General features: G+C 72.1%; 15 protein-coding genes. 8 read left to right on the top strand and 7 right to left on the bottom strand.

Translation table 11 applies throughout. The features are described 5' to 3' along the window. Positions 1-83: 83 nt before the first annotated feature. Positions 84-1,499: an APC family permease gene (locus ACH4F2_RS24375; protein ID WP_398134855.1), complete on the bottom strand. Its 1,416-nt coding sequence runs from the start codon at positions 1,497-1,499 to the stop codon at positions 84-86. A 127-nt stretch (positions 1,500-1,626) separates the two neighbouring features. On the opposite strand from ACH4F2_RS24375, the gene ACH4F2_RS24370 reads away from it, so the two are divergent. Together ACH4F2_RS24370 and ppgK are read left to right on the top strand one after the other, a co-directional pair. Further along, the gene (locus ACH4F2_RS24370; protein WP_398134854.1) at positions 1,627-2,643 is read left to right on the top strand and encodes a 4-hydroxy-3-methylbut-2-enyl diphosphate reductase; all 1,017 of its coding nucleotides are present in this window, start codon (positions 1,627-1,629) and stop codon (positions 2,641-2,643) included. A 29-nt stretch (positions 2,644-2,672) separates the two neighbouring features. Then, entirely contained in the window at positions 2,673-3,437 is a 765-nt protein-coding gene (ppgK, locus tag ACH4F2_RS24365; protein WP_398134853.1) for a polyphosphate--glucose phosphotransferase, read from the top strand. A 58-nt stretch (positions 3,438-3,495) separates the two neighbouring features. On the opposite strand, the gene ACH4F2_RS24360 is transcribed toward ppgK, so the two are convergent. Continuing rightward, complete coding sequence (locus tag ACH4F2_RS24360) at positions 3,496-3,993, bottom strand: DUF6542 domain-containing protein (RefSeq protein WP_398134852.1); 498 nt, start codon at positions 3,991-3,993, stop codon at positions 3,496-3,498. A 447-nt stretch (positions 3,994-4,440) separates the two neighbouring features. Here ACH4F2_RS24360 and ychF point away from each other — a divergent pair, with 447 nt between their 5' ends. Continuing rightward, on the top strand, positions 4,441-5,529 hold the full coding sequence (gene ychF, locus ACH4F2_RS24355; protein WP_361733924.1) for a redox-regulated ATPase YchF: 1,089 nt from the start codon (positions 4,441-4,443) through the stop codon (positions 5,527-5,529). A gap of 159 nt (positions 5,530-5,688) precedes the next feature. Here ychF and ACH4F2_RS24350 read toward each other — a convergent pair whose 3' ends face one another. The 4 genes from ACH4F2_RS24350 to ACH4F2_RS24335 form a co-directional block, all read right to left on the bottom strand. Then, on the bottom strand, positions 5,689-6,336 hold the full coding sequence (locus tag ACH4F2_RS24350; protein WP_398134851.1) for a response regulator: 648 nt from the start codon (positions 6,334-6,336) through the stop codon (positions 5,689-5,691). 1 nt (position 6,337) lies between these two features. Beyond that, entirely contained in the window at positions 6,338-7,516 is a 1,179-nt protein-coding gene (locus ACH4F2_RS24345; RefSeq protein ID WP_398134850.1) for a histidine kinase, read from the bottom strand. A 6-nt stretch (positions 7,517-7,522) separates the two neighbouring features. Continuing rightward, a complete protein-coding gene (locus ACH4F2_RS24340; protein WP_398134849.1) occupies positions 7,523-9,688 on the bottom strand; it encodes an MMPL family transporter in 2,166 nt (721 codons plus the stop codon). A gap of 259 nt (positions 9,689-9,947) precedes the next feature. Then, positions 9,948-10,718: a TetR/AcrR family transcriptional regulator gene (locus ACH4F2_RS24335; protein ID WP_398134848.1), complete on the bottom strand. Its 771-nt coding sequence runs from the start codon at positions 10,716-10,718 to the stop codon at positions 9,948-9,950. 89 nt (positions 10,719-10,807) lie between these two features. Between ACH4F2_RS24335 and ACH4F2_RS24330 the strand changes: the two genes are divergently transcribed. Both ACH4F2_RS24330 and ACH4F2_RS24325 read left to right on the top strand, forming a co-directional pair. Further along, positions 10,808-11,773, top strand: a complete 966-nt coding sequence (locus ACH4F2_RS24330; RefSeq protein WP_398134847.1) for an ATP-binding cassette domain-containing protein — start codon at positions 10,808-10,810, stop codon at positions 11,771-11,773. Further along, entirely contained in the window at positions 11,766-12,509 is a 744-nt protein-coding gene (locus tag ACH4F2_RS24325; RefSeq protein WP_398134846.1) for an ABC transporter permease, read from the top strand. The genes ACH4F2_RS24330 and ACH4F2_RS24325 overlap by 8 nt, the downstream gene beginning before the upstream one ends. Positions 12,510-12,712: 203 nt before the next feature. On the opposite strand, the gene ACH4F2_RS24320 is transcribed toward ACH4F2_RS24325, so the two are convergent. Beyond that, on the bottom strand, positions 12,713-13,657 hold the full coding sequence (locus ACH4F2_RS24320) for a LysR family transcriptional regulator (protein ID WP_398134845.1): 945 nt from the start codon (positions 13,655-13,657) through the stop codon (positions 12,713-12,715). A 95-nt stretch (positions 13,658-13,752) separates the two neighbouring features. Between ACH4F2_RS24320 and ACH4F2_RS24315 the strand changes: the two genes are divergently transcribed. The 3 genes from ACH4F2_RS24315 to ACH4F2_RS24305 form a co-directional block, all read left to right on the top strand. Continuing rightward, on the top strand, positions 13,753-14,583 hold the full coding sequence (locus ACH4F2_RS24315; RefSeq protein ID WP_398134844.1) for an oxidoreductase: 831 nt from the start codon (positions 13,753-13,755) through the stop codon (positions 14,581-14,583). A gap of 226 nt (positions 14,584-14,809) precedes the next feature. Then, complete coding sequence (locus ACH4F2_RS24310; RefSeq protein WP_398134843.1) at positions 14,810-16,402, top strand: S8 family peptidase; 1,593 nt, start codon at positions 14,810-14,812, stop codon at positions 16,400-16,402. A 15-nt stretch (positions 16,403-16,417) separates the two neighbouring features. Continuing rightward, positions 16,418-16,599: hypothetical protein (locus ACH4F2_RS24305; RefSeq protein WP_398134842.1), on the top strand; the 182-nt coding region annotated here is incomplete at its 3' end.

Raw genomic sequence — 16,599 nt, 5'->3', positions numbered from 1 at the left:
AACCCGCCCCGCGCGCGGCGCCCGCTTCCCGGGCCCCGTCCGACCGGCTCACGTTCCCGCTTCCCGGGCCCCGTCCGACCGGCTCACGCTCCCGCAGGCTCACGCTCCCGTCGGTTCCTCCCCCGTGCCTGCACCGCCAGTACCACCAGCCCCACTCCCAGCCAGACCGCCCCGACCACCTGCGCGGTCCCCGACGCCTCCACGATCACCGCGACGGTGATCGCCGCACCGAGCACCGGGATCAGCACATGACGCCACCAGCTGACCGGGCCCGAGCCACGCCGGACCGCGAACCAGCCCACCACGCTCGCGTGGAGCAGCGTGAACGCGGTCAGCGCGCCGACGTCGACCACCGAGACCAGATGGTCGAGACCGTCGTCCCGCCGCGCCGCCCACACCGCCGCCGCCATCGTGATCACGGCGGCGACCAGCAGGGCCACGCGCGGCACCCCGGAGTCCGTCCGCGCCAGTGCCTTCGGCAGCCGCCGGTCGCGGCCCATCGCGAACAGCAGCCGCCCGGCCGCCGCCTGCCCGGCCAGCGCCGCGAACGCCGCGCCGATCGCCTTGCTCACCGCCACCAGGTCGTGCAGCCACGTCCCCACGGACGCGTCCACCGCGTCGTAGAACGCCGACCCCTGCCGCTCGGGCTCCGCCGCCAGCCGCGCCGACGACACCGGCTCCAGCAGCGCCACCAGGTACGTCTGCGCGATGAACAGCACGCCCGTCAGCGCCAGGCAGAACAGCAGCGCCCGCGCGACCTTCGCCGAACCCCCGGTGACCTCCTCCGCGAACGTCGCGATCGCGTCGAAGCCCAGGTACGACAGCACCGCCACCGACACCGCGCCGACCACCGCCGACAGCGCGAACGCCCCCTGCGTGCCGTCCCCGGTCAGCGGCGACAGCCAGCCCCGCTCGGACCCGTCGCGCGCGAGGACCACGACCGCCGCCACCACGAACACCAGCAGGACCACGATCTCCATGGCGAGCACCAGGAAACCCACCCGGGCCGCCGCGCGCACCCCCCACAGGTTCAGCGCGGTCGTGACGGCCACCGCGATCGCCGTCCACACCCACCTGGACACCTCGGGAACCAGCGCCTCCATGGCGATGCCGGAGAACAGGTACGCCACCGCCGGGATGAGGACGTAGTCCAGCATCGCCATCCAGCCGGCGATGAACCCGGCCCCGTTGCCGAGCCCCGCGCGCGCGTAGGCGAACACCGACCCCGCCTGGGGGACCACCCGCACCATCTGGGCGTAGCTGAACGCGGTGAACGCCATCGCGATCGTGGCGACGACGTACACCAGTGCCACCGCGCCGTGCGACTTGGCGTCCAGCGTGCCGAACACGCCGACCGGCGCCATCGGCGCGATGAACAGCAGCCCGTAGACGACCAGGTCCCTGAAGCCCAGACTGCGCTTCAGCCGGTTCTCCCGCTGTCCCCGGTGCCCCTGGGGTTCGCCACCGGCCCCCTGGGCCGCCGTACCGGTCTCGGACATCGTGCCTCCGCCAGCGCATCGGACTGTGTCTCGTCGCGTCCCCGTCAAAGTCCCGGAGACGCCCCCGTCAGTCTCCACGGCAACGCCGTACCCACGCGATCTCCGACCCGCCGAACGCACCCTTACGATGGGTGCCATGACTGCTTCGCCTGGCCGCCGTGTCCTGCTCGCCGCCCCCCGTGGCTACTGCGCGGGTGTGGACCGCGCCGTGATCGCCGTCGAGAAAGCCCTGGAGCAGTACGGGGCTCCGGTCTACGTCCGGCACGAGATCGTCCACAACAAGTACGTCGTCCAGACCCTGGAGAAGAAGGGCGCCGTCTTCGTCGAGCAGACGGAGGAGGTCCCCCCGGGGAACATCGTCATGTTCTCCGCGCACGGCGTGGCCCCCGTCGTCCACGAGGAGGCCGAGCGCGGCAAGCTCGCCACCATCGACGCCACCTGCCCGCTCGTCACCAAGGTGCACAAGGAAGCCGTCCGCTTCGCCAACGACGACTACGACATCCTCCTGATCGGCCATGAGGGCCACGAGGAGGTCATCGGGACCTCCGGCGAGGCCCCCGACCACATCCAGCTCGTCGACGGCCCCGAGGACGTCGCCAAGGTCGAGGTCCGCGACCCGTCGAAGGTCGTCTGGCTCTCCCAGACCACCCTCTCCGTCGACGAGACCATGGAGACCGTCGACGCGCTGAAGGACAAGTTCCCGCAGCTCATCTCCCCGCCGAGCGACGACATCTGCTACGCCACGCAGAACCGCCAGCTCGCCGTGAAGCAGATGGGCGCCGAGGCCGACCTGGTGATCGTCGTCGGTTCCCGCAACTCCTCCAACTCCAAGCGCCTCGTCGAGGTCGCCAAGCAGGCCGGCTCCCGCGAGGCGTACCTGGTGGACTTCGCCGACGAGATCGACGAGTCCTGGCTGGAGGGCGTCACCACCGTCGGTGTCACCTCCGGCGCCTCCGTCCCGGACGTGCTGGTCGAGCAGGTCCTGGAGTGGCTGTCGCAGCGCGGCTTCGAGGACGTGGAGATCGTCAAGGCCGCCGAGGAGTCGATCATCTTCTCGCTGCCCAAGGAGCTCCGCCGCGACCTGCGCGAGGAGGCGGCGTCCCTGGTGGCGGAGCGGGGCGGGTCGGGTACGGCCGGGGCGTGACCGTCCATCGTCCGTCGTAACGTGGTGCCATGCAGATCTTCGGCGTGGACATCGGCGGATCCGGGATCAAGGGCGCCCCTGTGGACCTCGACAGGGGCGACCTGGCCCAGGAGCGCTGCAAGGTACTGACCCCGCATCCGGCGACCCCCGACGGCGTGGCCGACGGGGTGAAGCAGGTCGTCGAGCACTTCGGCTGGCGGGGACCGGTCGGGCTCACCTTTCCGGGCGTGGTCACGGGCGGTGCCACGGTCCGCACCGCGGCCAACGTCGACAAGAGCTGGATCGACACGGACGCGCGTGCCCTGTTCGGGGAGCGGCTGGGCGGACTCGACGTCACGGTCGTCAACGACGCGGACGCAGCGGGCGTCGCCGAGATGCGCTTCGGCGCCGGCCGTGACCGCAAGGGCACGACCATCCTCCTCACCTTCGGCACCGGCATCGGCAGCGCCGTCTTCACCGACGGCGTGCTCGTCCCCAACAGCGAGCTGGGCCACCTGGAGCTGGACGGGCACGACGCGGAGAAGCGCGCCTCCAGCAAGGTCAAGGACGACCACGACCTGTCCTGGGAGCACTGGGCCCACCGTGTGCAGCGCTACCTCGCCCACGTCGAGATGCTGTTCTCACCCGACCTGTTCGTCATCGGCGGCGGGGTCAGCCGCAAGGCGCACAAGTTCCTGCACTACATCGAGGGCGTCCAGGCGGAGATCGTCCCCGCGCAGCTCCAGAACAACGCGGGGATCGTGGGGGCGGCGATGCGGGCGGCGGAGGCGGCCGGCCGGCAGGCCGCGGACTGAACCAGCCCTCGTGGGCCGGCGCGCCGGCCGCCCGCAACCGTGCCCGAACCGTTCGCCCTCACACCGGCGGGCGGTTCCGGGCGGCGTCGGCCCGGTGGCGCAGCAGCCGGACCCTCCGGACGATCACGGTCGATCCCGCGACCAGGGTCCCGCCGTACAGCCAGCCCGCCTCGGTGGCCAGCGCCGTCACCAGCCCCGTCAGCCACCCTCCCGACGCGTTGCCGCTCCCGGCGACGGCCACCAGGCCCACGGCGAAGGCGATCGGCACGACGACGGGTGCGGTCAGCAGGTCGCCCTTGCGCACCCCGAGCGCGGTGAGCAGGGACACCGGCAGGAACAGCACGCCGTACACCGTCAGGGACGCGCCGAACAGCAGCCGGTCGAGGAAGCCGAGCACGAGCATCACCGCCGCGCAGAGCAGGCCGCTGCCCAGCCCGGTCAGCCGGGGGTTCGGCACCCCGCGCATCCCTGACAGGGAGGACAGGGAGGACAGGGAGCGCACGGTGCGCAGGGAGCGCGCCGTGCCCACGGTGCGCAGGGATCGCAGGGCGTACACGGCACGCCGCACCAGAGGCCCGGACCTGGCCGGCCGTACGGCGGCCGGCCGCCGCGTCCCGCCCCCCGCAGCCTGCCTGACGGATTGCCCGACCGGCTTTCCGACCGGCTTTCCGACCGGCTTTCCGACCGGCTTTCCGACGGGCCGCCCGACCGGCTTTCCGACGGGCTGCCCGACCGCGGCGCCGCCCGCTCCCCGCCCCTGCGGGGGCAGTGGCGCCCGGCCCCGTCGTGGTCCGTACTGCGCAGGTCGCGTCCTGTGTTGCTCCACTGGACCAACTTAGGTCGGTTTATGTGTCGAATAGCCCGACAGACACGCCGTGGGGCACAGCTTGGCCAAGCGTTCGACACCGCGCGGGGCGGGCACCGCTCACCCCGTAGACTGGTGGATCGGCCCTTGCCTGGCCCGCCCCACCCCTCCGCATCCTCACGTACGGGAAGTCGCAACGTGTCGCTCACGATCGGAATCGTCGGTCTGCCCAATGTCGGCAAGTCGACCCTGTTCAACGCCCTGACCAAGAACGACGTGCTCGCGGCCAACTACCCGTTCGCCACGATCGAGCCCAACGTCGGCGTCGTGGGCGTCCCGGACCCCCGCCTGACGAAGCTGGCCGAGATCTTCTCCTCGGAGAAGGTCCTCCCGGCGACGGTCGACTTCGTCGACATCGCGGGCATCGTGCGCGGCGCGAGCGAGGGTGAGGGCCTGGGCAACAAGTTCCTCGCCAACATCCGCGAGTCCGACGCGATCTGCCAGGTCATCCGCGCCTTCAAGGACGAGAACGTCGTCCACGTCGACGGCAAGGTCTCGCCCAAGGACGACATCGAGACGATCAACACCGAGCTGATCCTCGCCGACCTCCAGACCATCGAGAAGGTCCTCCCGCGCCTCCAGAAGGAGTCCCGGATCAAGAAGGACGTGGCTCCCAAGGTCAAGGTGGTCGAGGAGGCCAAGGAGATCCTGGAGAAGGGCGACACGCTCTTCGCCCACGGCATCCTCCAGGGCAGCGAGCGCGCCGAGCTCCTCCACGATCTCCACCTCCTCACCACCAAGCCCTTCCTCTACGTCTTCAACGTCGACGAGGACGAGCTGACCGACGAGGCCTTCAAGGACGAGCAGCGCGCCCTGGTCGCCCCCGCCGAGGCGATCTTCCTCAACGCCAAGCTGGAGGCGGACCTCGCCGAGCTGGAAGAGGACGAGGCCCTCGAGCTCCTCCAGTCCGTCGGCCAGGAGGAGCCCGGCCTCGCCACCCTCGCCCACGTCGGCTTCAACACCCTCGGCCTGCAGACCTACCTCACGGCCGGCCCCAAGGAATCCCGCGCCTGGACCATCAAGAAGGGCGCCACCGCCCCCGAGGCCGCCGGTGTCATCCACACCGACTTCCAGAAGGGCTTCATCAAGGCCGAGGTCATCTCCTTCGACGACCTGGTCGCCACGGGTTCGGTGGCGGAGGCCCGCGCGAAGGGCAAGGCGCGCATGGAGGGCAAGGACTACGTGATGCAGGACGGGGACGTGGTGGAGTTCCGCTTCAACGTGTAGCGGCTGAGCTGTCACCACGTCGCTGATCCGGCGAACGTGCTGGTCAGTAGGGTCCGGCTCTTTGGAGTCGGGCCCTTTGGTCTTTTCCCGCCGGGGTGGTGCTGGGATTTGCTGTCATTTGTTGTACCGCGGCCCTCGCAGTGGACGCCGCCCCGAGCGTCACGTGCCCGTCCGCCGCAGCAGGCCCTGCTCCATCGCCACCACCACGGCCCGGGTGCGGTCGCTGACGTCGAGCTTGGCGAAGACCCGTAGCAGGTGGGTCTTCACCGTCGCCTCGGCGATGAAGAGGCGCTCGCCGATCTGCGCGTTCGACAGGCCGTCGGCGACCGCGGTCAGTACGTCCACCTCTCGGCCGGTCAGTTCCACCGGCGCCGGTCGGCGCATCCGCGCCATCAGCCGCTGGGCGACCCGCGGCGCCAGCACCGTCTCGCCGCGGTGGGCCGCGTGGATCGCCTCCACCAGGCGCTCCCGGGTGGCGTCCTTCAGCAGATAGCCGGTCGCGCCGGCCTCCACCGCGCGTTCGATCTCGGCGTCGGTGTCGTACGTGGTGAGGATCAGTACCCGGCTGCCGGGGTGCTCCGCCACGATCCGCTGCGTGGCGCCGACCCCGTCGAGCACCGGCATCCGCAGGTCGAGCAGCACCACGTCCGGCCGTACCTCGCCGACCAGGGACACCGCCGCGCGGCCGTCGCCGGCCTCGCCGACGATCTCGATGGACGGCTCCGCGGAGAGCAGGGCCACCAGTCCGGAGCGCATGACGGTGTGGTCGTCGGCCACGAGGATGCGCAGCTTGGGCTCGTCCGTCATGTCACTCCTGACCTGTCGCGGGGAGTACGGCGAGGACGCGGGTGCCGTCGCCGGGGGAGCTGGTGACCGTGAGCTCGCCGCCGAGTTCGGCGAGCCTTCGGCGCATGCCGTCCAGGCCGAAGCCGCTCGCGTCGTCGACGCGGAAGCCACGGCCGTCGTCGGTGATCTCGAGCTCGACCGCGTCGGGGCCGACGCCGAGCACGATGCCGACGGCGGTGGCGGCGGCGTGCTTGCGGACGTTGGCCAGGGACTCCTGGGTGCAGCGCAGCAGGGCGATGCGGGTGGTCTGGTCGAGCTCGAGGCCGTGCTCGGGCAGCTCGGCCGCCACCGGGATGCCGGTGTCCTCGGTGAAGCGCTCCAGGGTGCGGCGCAGCGCGTCGGCGGACGCGCCGGTCCGCGGGGCCGAGCCGACCAGGGCGCGGGCCTCCGCCAGGTTCTCGCGGGCGGTCTGCTCGATGGAGCGCAACTGCTGCGCCCCGCGCGCCGGGTCGGACTCCAGCGAGGTACGGGCCGCCTCCGTCAGCACCACGATGGAGGCGAAGCCCTGCGCGAGCGTGTCGTGGATCTCCCGCGCCAGCCGCTCGCGCTCCGCGGCGGCGCCCTCGCGGCGGTGTGCCTGCGCCAACCTCCGCTGGGCGTCCTCGAGTTCGACGCTCAGCCGTTCGGCGCGAGCGTCGTTGCGGGTGGTGATGTGGTGCAGCCAGAGCCCGAGCAGCGAGCCCGTGGCGTAGCCGATGAGGGCGGCGGTGGCGTTGCCGGTGCGGAAGTCAGGGCTCCAGCCCTGGTCGGCGACGCCGCCGAGGACGGTGGCGGCGGTGGCCACGCCGCTGAGCGCGACCGCGCGGCGGGGCCCGTCCGCGTAGATCCAGAACATCGGCAGCGACACGATCAGCAGCGCCGCTCCGCCGCCCGGCAGCGCCGCCATCGCTCCGAGCGCGGGGATCAGCAGCCACAGGAAGACGAGCGGTCGCACCGGCCGGTCGCCCGGCCACAGCCGCAGCAGCCCATAGCTCACGCCGAGTACGGCGAGTACCGCCGCCGACAACCAGCCCCTCCGGCCGCCGTCGTGCAGGGCGATGGCCGAGGGGGCCAGCCCGAGGAACACCCAGCAGGCGTCGTACCAGCGGCTGAGCCCGCGTATGCCGATGGCGTCCTCGGGCTGCTGCGGTTCGCTGCTCATGCCGCGTCAGCCTACGGGCACGGCCGGCTCGGTCCGCGCGACGCGGGCCGCGGCCCGGCGCGACGGCCACCACGCCCGGTCGTCGAGCAGCAGCAGCGCGGCCGGCAGCACCATCATCCGGATCACCACCGCGTCCAGCAGCACCGCAACCGCGAGGCAGAAGCCCATCTGCTTCATCTCCGCCAGGTGCAGGGCGACGAAGCCGCCGAAGACCGTGACCATGACGATCGCCGCGCTGGTGACCACCTTCGCCGACTTCCCGATGCCGTCCAGCACCGCCTCGCGGGAGGAGAGACCGCGCTGCCGAGCCTCCTGGATCCGGCTGACCACGAACACCTGGTAGTCCATCGAGAGTCCGAAGAGGATCACGAAGAGGAACAGTGGCACCCGGGACGCGATCGCGCCGTTCGAGTCGAAGCCCAGCAGGGTCTCCGCCCAGGTTCCCTGGAAGACCGCCACCATCAGCCCGAGCGCGGCGGCCGCGGAGAGAAGGTTCAGTACGACGCCGAGGAGGCCGATCACCACCGAGCGGAACGCCCACACCGTCATCAGGAACGTCACCAGCAGCAGCGCGCCGAGCAGCAACGGCAGCTTGCCGCGCTCGTGGTGCACATAGTCCTGACCGCGCGCGACATCACCGCTGACGGCGGTCTCGGCGCCCCGCAGCTCCCCGGTGGTGGCCGGGATGTGGACGTCCCGCAGCCGCTCCAGCGACCGGACCGCCTCGTCGGCCTGGGCGGGGTGCGGCACGGACAGCTCCAGAACACTGGTACGGCCGTCCGCGGAGGTGCGCAGCGAGGACGCGGCGTGCTTCGCGAAGAGTGCGTCCGCCCGCGCGCGCTCGTCCAGCTCGGTCAGCGCCCGCCGTGCCTCGTCCTCCTGCCCGGGCGCGTTCCGCACCACCACCTCGTGCTTCACCAGCAGCTCGGGAAAGTCCGCGGTCAGCCGGTCGTACGCCTGCATGGCAGGGATGTCGCGGGAGAAGGTGTCCCGGCCCGGGTCGATCAGCTTCATCTGCAGCACGGGCGCCGCCAGCGCCAGCAGCGCGAGTACGGAGACGACCAGCGTCGCCGCCGGGTGCCGCCGCGCGGGCCGCAGCAGGGCGGCGAAGAACCGTCCGGTCTCGGCCCGTTCGGCACGCGGCGCCTTGCCCTTCCGTGCCCGCCGCGCGGCCCGGCGCTCGGTGCGCCGGCCGAGCTTCACCAGCAGCGCCGGCAGCACGGTCAGCGAGCTCGCCACCGCCACGGCGACGACCAGGACGGTGCCCGTGGCGAGCGAAGAGAAGATCACGTCGGTGGCGAGGTAGAGGGTGGCCGTGGACGCGATCACCGCGAGTCCGGAGATCACGATCGACCGCCCGGCCGTCGCCGCCGCCAGCTCCACCAGCGCCTGTGACGTGAGCCGCCCGCCCGCGCGTGCCCGTTCCTCGCGCTCCCGCTTGAGGTAGAAGAGCGTGTAGTCGACGCCGACCGCCAGGCCGATCAGGAGGATCAGGTTCGTGCCCACGCCCGCGTCCGGGATCAGGTGCGAGGCCAGCATGTTGAGGCCCATCGCCGCGGCGATCGAGGTCAGCGCCAGCAGCAGCGGTACCCCGGCCATCACCGCCGAGCCGAAGACGACCAGCAGCGTGATCAGCGTGACCGGCAGCGAGATCCGCTCCGAGAGGGCGAGGTCCTCGTCGCGCTGGTCGTTGACGCCCTTGCTGATCGCGGGGGAGCCGGTCTCCTCGATCTCCAGACCAGGGCGGGCCTTCGCCACCTTTTCGGTCTCCGCCAGCAGCGGGACGACGTTCTTCCTGCCCTCCAGCTCGGGGCCCTTGAGGGTCACCGACACACGGACGGTGTCGCCGTCGCGCGAGCGCACCGGGTCGGCGACGCTCTCGACTTCCGGCAGCTTCGCCATCCGCGCGGCGACGTCCCGGGCCGCGGCCTCGGCGCCGTCGCCGCCGCGGATCGTGACGTGCTCGACCGGCTTGCGCTGCAGCCCGGCCTCGGTCGCCAGCTGCTCGGCCCGGCCGGCCTGACCGACCCAGTAGTCCTCGGTGGTCGCCTGGTGGGTTCCGGCCGTGATCCCTGCGCCGAGGCACAGCACCACGAAGAGGAGCCAGCCGATGATCGCCCGCCAGGGGCGGAGGGCGCTCCAGCGCGCCATCCTCACGGAGATGTTGGTCATGACATCGATGCTGGCCGCGAGGCCAGGGGTGGCATGAGGACCGGCAGGTTGAACCTCGTGTCCACCGACCGGTGGACACGGGCCGGGGGTTTTCCCCACGCATGGGCACAAGTGCAACGATCGGTGCGGCGGTCGCCCCACGAGATCGTCCCGCGTCTGTCCGTGCTGGGACGTGCCTGTTCAGGGCCGGGCGGCGGGGGAGTTCGCGAGCGGCGTCCTCTTCGCGACTTCTGGGCCGCCCCGAGGAGACCGGCCCCCCTCACTCCCCCAGGTACGCCGCTACTCCATCCAGCGCCCGCGCGAGTCCGAAGGCGAAGTCGTCGAAGTCGTCGGCCGTAGGAGCCGTATCCGCGTCCAAGTCGTCGAAGGCGCCGTCCGCCACCGCCTGCGCCAGTGCCGGAAGCCGACCGCTCTCCGTCACCCGGCGCAGGAACTTCCCGTAGCCCGCCATCCGCCCCGCCGACCCCTCCGGGTCCTGGTGCAGCAGCGACCGGATGCTCAGCTCGCCCCGCACCTGGCCGCTGATCAGCAGTGCCACCGCGACCTTCTCGCCGTGGCCGAGGCGCGTGTGCGCGAGCGCCGCCATGCACTGGTCCAGCCAGGCCAGTTGGTTCGGCGTCACCGGCGGGCCGTGTGCCGCCAGCAGCGGGACCGTCCACAGGTGCGTGAGCAGGGAATCGCGCATCGCCGTCGCCCAGTGCTCCAGTCCCGCCCGCCAGTCGCCCTCGGAGGTCTCCGGCAGCGGCACCGGCGGGCCGATCGCCGCGTCGACCATCAGCATGACGAGCTCGTCCTTGGTCGACACGTACCGATACAGCGCCATCGTCGAGGCGCCGATCTCCTTGGCCACCCGGCTCATCGACACCGCCTCGATCCCCTCGGCATCCGCCACCGCGATCGCCGCCGTCACGATGCCGTCCAGGGTCAGGCCGCGCTTCGGGCCCTTGTGCGGGCGCTCGCGCAGGCCCCAGGCGACCTCGAGGCTCGCGGGGAAGGGCTCCGGGGACCGTTCCGGGATTTCGCTCTGCATGGTAGGCGAGTTTATGACATACGCAGTACCGTGTATGTTCTACGCAGTAGCGCGTACAGCATACGCAGAAGAGTCGGCAAGGAGTCAGCGTGGAGAGCCCATCCGCCATCGAGGCCCGCGGCCTCGCCAAGTCCTTCGGAGACGTCGGGGTCCTGCGCGGGATCGACCTCGCCATCGCCCCCGGCACCGTCTTCGCCCTGCTCGGGCCCAACGGCGCCGGCAAGACCACCACCGTCCGGATCCTCGCCACCCTCCTCGCCGCGGACGCCGGCGAGGCCCGCATCGGCGGGCGCGACATCGTCACCGAGCGGTCCGCGGTCCGCCGGACGATCAGCCTCACCGGCCAGTACGCCGCCCTCGACCAGGAGCTCACCGGCGTCGAGAACCTCCGCATGATGGCGCGGCTCGCCGGCCTCTCACGCGCCGCCGCCCGCACCCGCGCCGACGAGCTGCTCGCCCGTTTCCGGCTCGCCGACGCCGCGCGCCGGCGCGTGAGCACGTACTCCGGAGGCATGCGGCGACGCCTCGACCTGGCCGCCTCGCTCGTCGGCGAGCCGGTCGTCGTCTTCCTCGACGAGCCGACCACCGGGCTCGACCCGCGCAGCCGGCAGGAGGTGTGGGAGCTGGTCGCCGGGCTGGCGGACTCCGGGGTGACGGTCTTCCTCACCACGCAGTACCTGGAGGAGGCCGACCGCCTCGCCGACCGGATCGCGCTGATCGACGGCGGGCTGATCGTCGCCGAGGGTACGGCCGAGGAGCTGAAGCGGCGGGTGGCGGGCGAGCGGCTGGATCTGACTCTCGCCGGCCCCGAGGCGTACCGAACCGCCGAGCGGTTGCTCGGCGACCTCGTCGTACGGCGCGATCCGGACGGCCTGCGGCTCGGGGTGTCCACCAGCGGCCGCGCCGACCACGTGCGTGAACTCCTCGACGCCGTCGACCCGGAGCACCGCCTCGTCACCCGCTTCGCCGTCCACGGCGCCACCCTCGACGACGTCTTCATGGCCCTCACGGACAGCACGCGCCGTGACGAGCCCAAGGAGCCCGCCCATGTCTGACGCCCTCACCATGACCGGCCGGTCCGTCCGCCTCAGCGCCCGTACACCCGACGCGCTGATCGCCGCGCTCGCGATGCCGGTGATGCTGATGCTGGTCTTCGTCTACTTCTTCGGCGGGGCGATCGAGACCGGCGGGACGTACGTGCAGTACGTGGTCCCGGGCGTGCTCGTGCTCTGCGCCGGCTTCGGCGCCGGCAACACCGCGATGAGCGTCGCGAACGACATGCACAGCGGGATCATCGACCGCTTCCGGTCCATGGACGTCGGCGGTACGGCGATTCTGGCCGGACATGTCGCGGCCTCGGTGGTGCGCAACCTCGCCGCCACCGCCGTCGTCTTCGGGGTGGCCGCCGCGATCGGCTTCCGTCCCCAGGCGTCGGCGGCCGGGTGGTGCGCGGCGATCGGGGTGCTGGTCTGCTACATCGTCGCGCTGTCGTGGCTGTCGGCGGTGGTCGGCCTGATCGCCAGGTCCCCGGAGGCCGCGGCGGGATTCACCTTCTTCATCGCCTTCCTGCCGTACCCGTCCAGCGGCTTCGTGCAGATCGACACGATGCCGTCCTGGCTCCGCGGCCTCGCCGAACACCAGCCGCTGACACCGGTGATCGAGTCCATGCGCGGTCTGCTCCTCGACCGGCGAGTGGGCGACGACCCGTGGCTGGCGCTGGCGTGGTGCGCGGGGATCACGGTGGTGTCGACGGCGGCGGCCGGGGCTCTGTTCCGGCGCCGTGCGCACTAGACGAGCGGAAGGCCGGCGGGCTGCGGGCGGCTCGGTCGCAGACCGGACCGGGCTGGTGTCGTAGGCGCGGATGGCGGTGGTGGTGCTCACGTCGGATGCCGACGACACGGCCGAGCCGTGTGGGTGGCGCGTGCGGGTCATCGGCCTGCGGGGACCTGTGGGGAAACGCCTTCCGGGAGAACCTCGGACCCCGGCACGTGTGCTCAGCCGGGCCCAGCGGTTCCCGGCCCCGGGCCCACCACGCGCCGGCAAGCCTCCACGTACTCCCGCACCAGCGCCCGCCCCTCGTCCTCCCGGCGCCACGCGAGGACGTAGCGGCTGGGGGCCAGTCCGCGGACCGGGCGGGTGGTCACGCCGCCCAGGGTGATGAGCGGTGCGTTGCCCGTGGCCACGAGGCAGACGCCGAGGCCGGCCACGAGGGCCTCGTACGTCTCCTCCGTGCCGGAGATCTCCGCGCCGACGCGTGGCGGGCGGGCGGCGGGTCCGGCCAGCGCGCGCCGTTCGTCCAGTGCCAGCCAGAAGTCGCGCAGGACGCCCGCCTCCGGCGGCAGGGCCAGGAACGGTTCGTCGGCCAGGTCCGCGAAGTCGAGTTCCGGGCGGGCCGCCAGGGGGTGGGTCTCGGGGAGGGCGACCAGGCGGGGCTCCTCGGCGACCACGTGCCACGCGTAGCGGTCGGCGTCGGGCACGGGCAGCCACACGTAGGAGACGTCGGCCGTGCCGTCGGCCAGGCCCGCGGTCGGGTCCTCCCAGCTCACCTGCCGCAGTCGTACGAGCGCCTGGGGGTGGGCCGCCGTGAAGCGGGAGCGGATCGCGGGCAGCAGGCCACCGCGTCCGGGGCTGGTGCTCATGCCGACCACCAGGGTGCCGCGCCGCGCCGCCACGGTCGCCTCCACCGCCGCCGCGCCCCGCTCCCAGTCGGCCAGCACGCTTCGGGCGTGCGGCAGCAGTGCCGTGCCCGCCTCGGTGAGGGTCACCGTCTGCGGCTCCCGGTGGAACAGTTCGGCCCCAAGACGGCGCTCCAGCACCCGGATCTGCTTGCTCAGCGCGGGCTGGGACACGTACAGGCGCCCGGCCGCCCGCGTGAAGTGCAGTTCCTCGGCCACCGCCACGAAGTAGCGCAGCTCCCGCACATGTACGTCCGTCGTCATGCCCGTTGGTTATCACCGAAAGTCTTGGACGGACAACCGGCTTGTGGAGCAAGGTGGTTGGCGGTTGAGCGGACTCGAGTCGCGAGGGAGTCGACATGAACAAGGTGTGGCTGATCACCGGTGCGAGCAGTGGTTTCGGGCGGGCGATCGCCGAGGCTGCCCTGGCCGACGGTGACGTGGTCGTCGGTGCGGCACGGCGCCCCGAGGCGCTCGCCGGTCTCGTGGCCGCCCACCCCGACCAGATGGAGGCGCTGCGCCTGGACGTCGCCGACACGGCCGCCGCACAGGCCGCCGTACGGGACGTGGTGGAGCGGCACGGCAGGGTCGACGTACTCGTCAACAACGCGGGCCGCACGCACGTCGGCGCCTTCGAGGAGACGGGCGAGGACGAGCTGCGTGCCCTGTTCGACGTGCACGTCTTCGGGCCGGCCGCGCTGACGCGGGCGGTACTGCCGCACATGCGGGAGCGTCGCTCGGGTGCGATCGTGCAGATGAGCAGCATGGGCGGGCAGTTGTCCTTCGCGGGCTTCTCGGCGTACAGCGGCACGAAGTTCGCGCTGGAGGGCATGTCCGAGGGGCTCGCGGACGAGGTGCGGGAGTTCGGCATCAAGGTGCTGATCGTCGAGCCGGGCGCCTTCCGCACCGGCCTGTTCGGGGCCGGCAGCGCCGGGATGAGCGCGGACAGCGGCGTGTACGCCAAGGTGAGCGAGACCCGCGGGCTCGTCTCCGGCGGCGACGGCAACCAGCCCGGGGACCCCGCCAAGGCGGCGGCGCTCGTCCTCGCCGCACTGGCGGCCGAGCACACCCCGCTGCGTCTGCCGCTCGGCGACGACGGTGTCAGCGCGGTCCTCGGCCACCTCGACCAGGTCCGCGAGGACGTCGAGGCGTGGGAGAAGCGCACCCGGGCCACCGCCTTCGGGGACTGAACGACGGGTCAGGAAGCAGGCAGGCGAGCGGATCGCTCATACGGCACATGGGCCCGCACATCCGTGCAGGGCCCTTGTGCAATTCCTCTGGAAGCCTCAATCTTTCGGCTGACGCACAAAAAGCCGCCCGGATTGACATGCCCATGACTCATGGTCGTGTCCGAGGGCGGCCTGCTCGGCGTGCACGAACCCCACCACGCACCACCGACTGAGGAGGATCCCTCACATGGCAGTGCTGCGTCAGCACCCCCACCGCACCACCCGGCGAAGACTGGCCGCCGTCAGCGCCGCGGCCACCGCGGCCCTCGCCGCGAGCCTCGTCTCCGCGCTCCCCGCGGGCGCCGCCCCGGCCGCCGCGGAGGGCCACGTCCAGTACCAGGACGCGGCGAACGCGGTCGCCGGCAGCTACATCGTGACCCTGAAGGCCGACGAGGCGAGGTCCGGCTCCGCCGAGGGCCGCGCCGTGGCGAAGAAGTACGGCGCCGACATCGAGCGCACCTACACCAAGGCCCTCAACGGCTACGAGGTCGACGCCTCCGAGACCGAGGCGAAACGTCTCGCCGCCGACCCGGCCGTCGCCTCCGTCGTCCAGAACCGCACCTTCCACGCCACCGGCACCCAGCCCAGTCCGCCGTCCTGGGGCCTGGACCGCATCGATCAGCAGAACCTGCCGCTGAACCGCTCGTACACCTACCCGGACAGCGCCGGGCAGGGCGTGACGGCGTACGTCATCGACACCGGCGTACGGATCACCCACAGCGACTTCGGCGGCCGGGCCTCCTACGGCTACGACGCCATCGACAACGACAACACCGCCCAGGACGGCCACGGCCACGGCACCCACGTCGCCGGCACGGTCGCGGGCGGCGCGTACGGCGTCGCCAAGAAGGCGAAGGTCGTCGGTGTCCGGGTGCTCGACAACTCCGGCTCCGGCACCACCGCGCAGGTCGTCGCCGGTATCGACTGGGTCACCCGCAACGCCGTCAAGCCGGCCGTCGCCAACATGTCCCTCGGCGGCGGCGCCGACAGCGCCCTGGACGCGGCCGTCCGGGGCGCCATCGCCTCCGGCATCACCTTCGCCGTCGCGGCCGGCAACGAGTCCACCAACGCCTCCACGAAGTCCCCGGCCCGGGTGACGGAGGCGATCACGGTCGGCGCCACCACGTCGAGCGACGCTCGTGCCTCGTACTCCAACTACGGTACGGTCCTCGACCTGTTCGCGCCGGGCTCCTCCATCACCTCGGCCTGGAGCACCGGAGACTCGGCCACCAACACCATCTCCGGTACGTCCATGGCGAGCCCGCACGTCGCCGGCGCCGCCGCGCTGCACCTGGCCGACAACCCCTCGGCCACCCCCGCCCAGGTCGCGTCCGCGCTGACGTCCGCCGCCACCAGCGGCGTCGTCTCGAACCCGGGCAGCGGCTCGCCCAACCGGCTGCTGTACGTCGGCGACGGCGGCACCACGCCCCCGCCGGGCGACCGCTTCGAGAACACCGGCGACTACACCATCCGGGACAACGCCACCGTCGAGTCCCCGGTGACCGTCTCCGGCGTCCCGGGCAACGCGCCCTCGGCGCTCCTGGTCGAGGTGGGCATCGTCCACAGCTACATCGGTGACCTCCAGGTCCAGCTCGTCGCCCCGGACGGCACGGCGTACACACTGAAGCCGTACGGCACCGGCGGCAGCGCGAACGACATCAACACCACGTACACCGTGAACGCCTCCTCGGAGACCGCGAACGGCACGTGGAAGCTGCGGGTCGGCGACAACGCGTCGCAGGACACCGGGCGGATCGACACCTGGGCCCTGCAGTTCTGACGGACTCCGGAGACTGTGAGCCCGGAGTTCAGCAGGCAGGCGTCCTCGCCCTCGCGGAAGGGCCCCGGGCCGGTGGCCCGGCCCGCCGCGAGGGCGGGGCGTCCGGCTCTAGGTCCAGGTGAGCAGGCGCTTGGGCTGTTCGAGGACGGCCGCCACGTCGGCGAGGACCTTGGAGCCGAGTTCGCCGTCGACGAGGC

Source organism: Streptomyces sp. NPDC017890 (genome assembly GCF_044328675.1).
In the GTDB taxonomy this organism is placed as follows: Bacteria; Actinomycetota; Actinomycetes; order Streptomycetales; family Streptomycetaceae; genus Streptomyces.
This window is presented reverse-complemented; position numbering and strand designations above follow the sequence as displayed.

What these genes read in the sequence shown, in the direction of transcription:
- ACH4F2_RS24345 (WP_398134850.1), bottom strand. Translation starts at nt 7,516, where the DNA reads ATGAGCAGCGAACCGCAGCAGCCCGAGGACGCCATCGGCATACGCGGG.
- ACH4F2_RS24325 (WP_398134846.1), top strand. Translation starts at nt 11,766, where the DNA reads ATGTCTGACGCCCTCACCATGACCGGCCGGTCCGTCCGCCTCAGCGCC.
- ACH4F2_RS24315 (WP_398134844.1), top strand. Translation starts at nt 13,753, where the DNA reads ATGAACAAGGTGTGGCTGATCACCGGTGCGAGCAGTGGTTTCGGGCGG.
- ACH4F2_RS24350 (WP_398134851.1), bottom strand. Translation starts at nt 6,336, where the DNA reads ATGACGGACGAGCCCAAGCTGCGCATCCTCGTGGCCGACGACCACACC.
- ppgK (WP_398134853.1), top strand. Translation starts at nt 2,673, where the DNA reads ATGCAGATCTTCGGCGTGGACATCGGCGGATCCGGGATCAAGGGCGCC.
- ACH4F2_RS24370 (WP_398134854.1), top strand. Translation starts at nt 1,627, where the DNA reads ATGGGTGCCATGACTGCTTCGCCTGGCCGCCGTGTCCTGCTCGCCGCC.
- ACH4F2_RS24320 (WP_398134845.1), bottom strand. Translation starts at nt 13,657, where the DNA reads ATGACGACGGACGTACATGTGCGGGAGCTGCGCTACTTCGTGGCGGTG.
- ACH4F2_RS24310 (WP_398134843.1), top strand. Translation starts at nt 14,810, where the DNA reads ATGGCAGTGCTGCGTCAGCACCCCCACCGCACCACCCGGCGAAGACTG.
- ACH4F2_RS24335 (WP_398134848.1), bottom strand. Translation starts at nt 10,718, where the DNA reads ATGCAGAGCGAAATCCCGGAACGGTCCCCGGAGCCCTTCCCCGCGAGC.
- ACH4F2_RS24375 (WP_398134855.1), bottom strand. Translation starts at nt 1,499, where the DNA reads ATGTCCGAGACCGGTACGGCGGCCCAGGGGGCCGGTGGCGAACCCCAG.
- ACH4F2_RS24340 (WP_398134849.1), bottom strand. Translation starts at nt 9,688, where the DNA reads ATGACCAACATCTCCGTGAGGATGGCGCGCTGGAGCGCCCTCCGCCCC.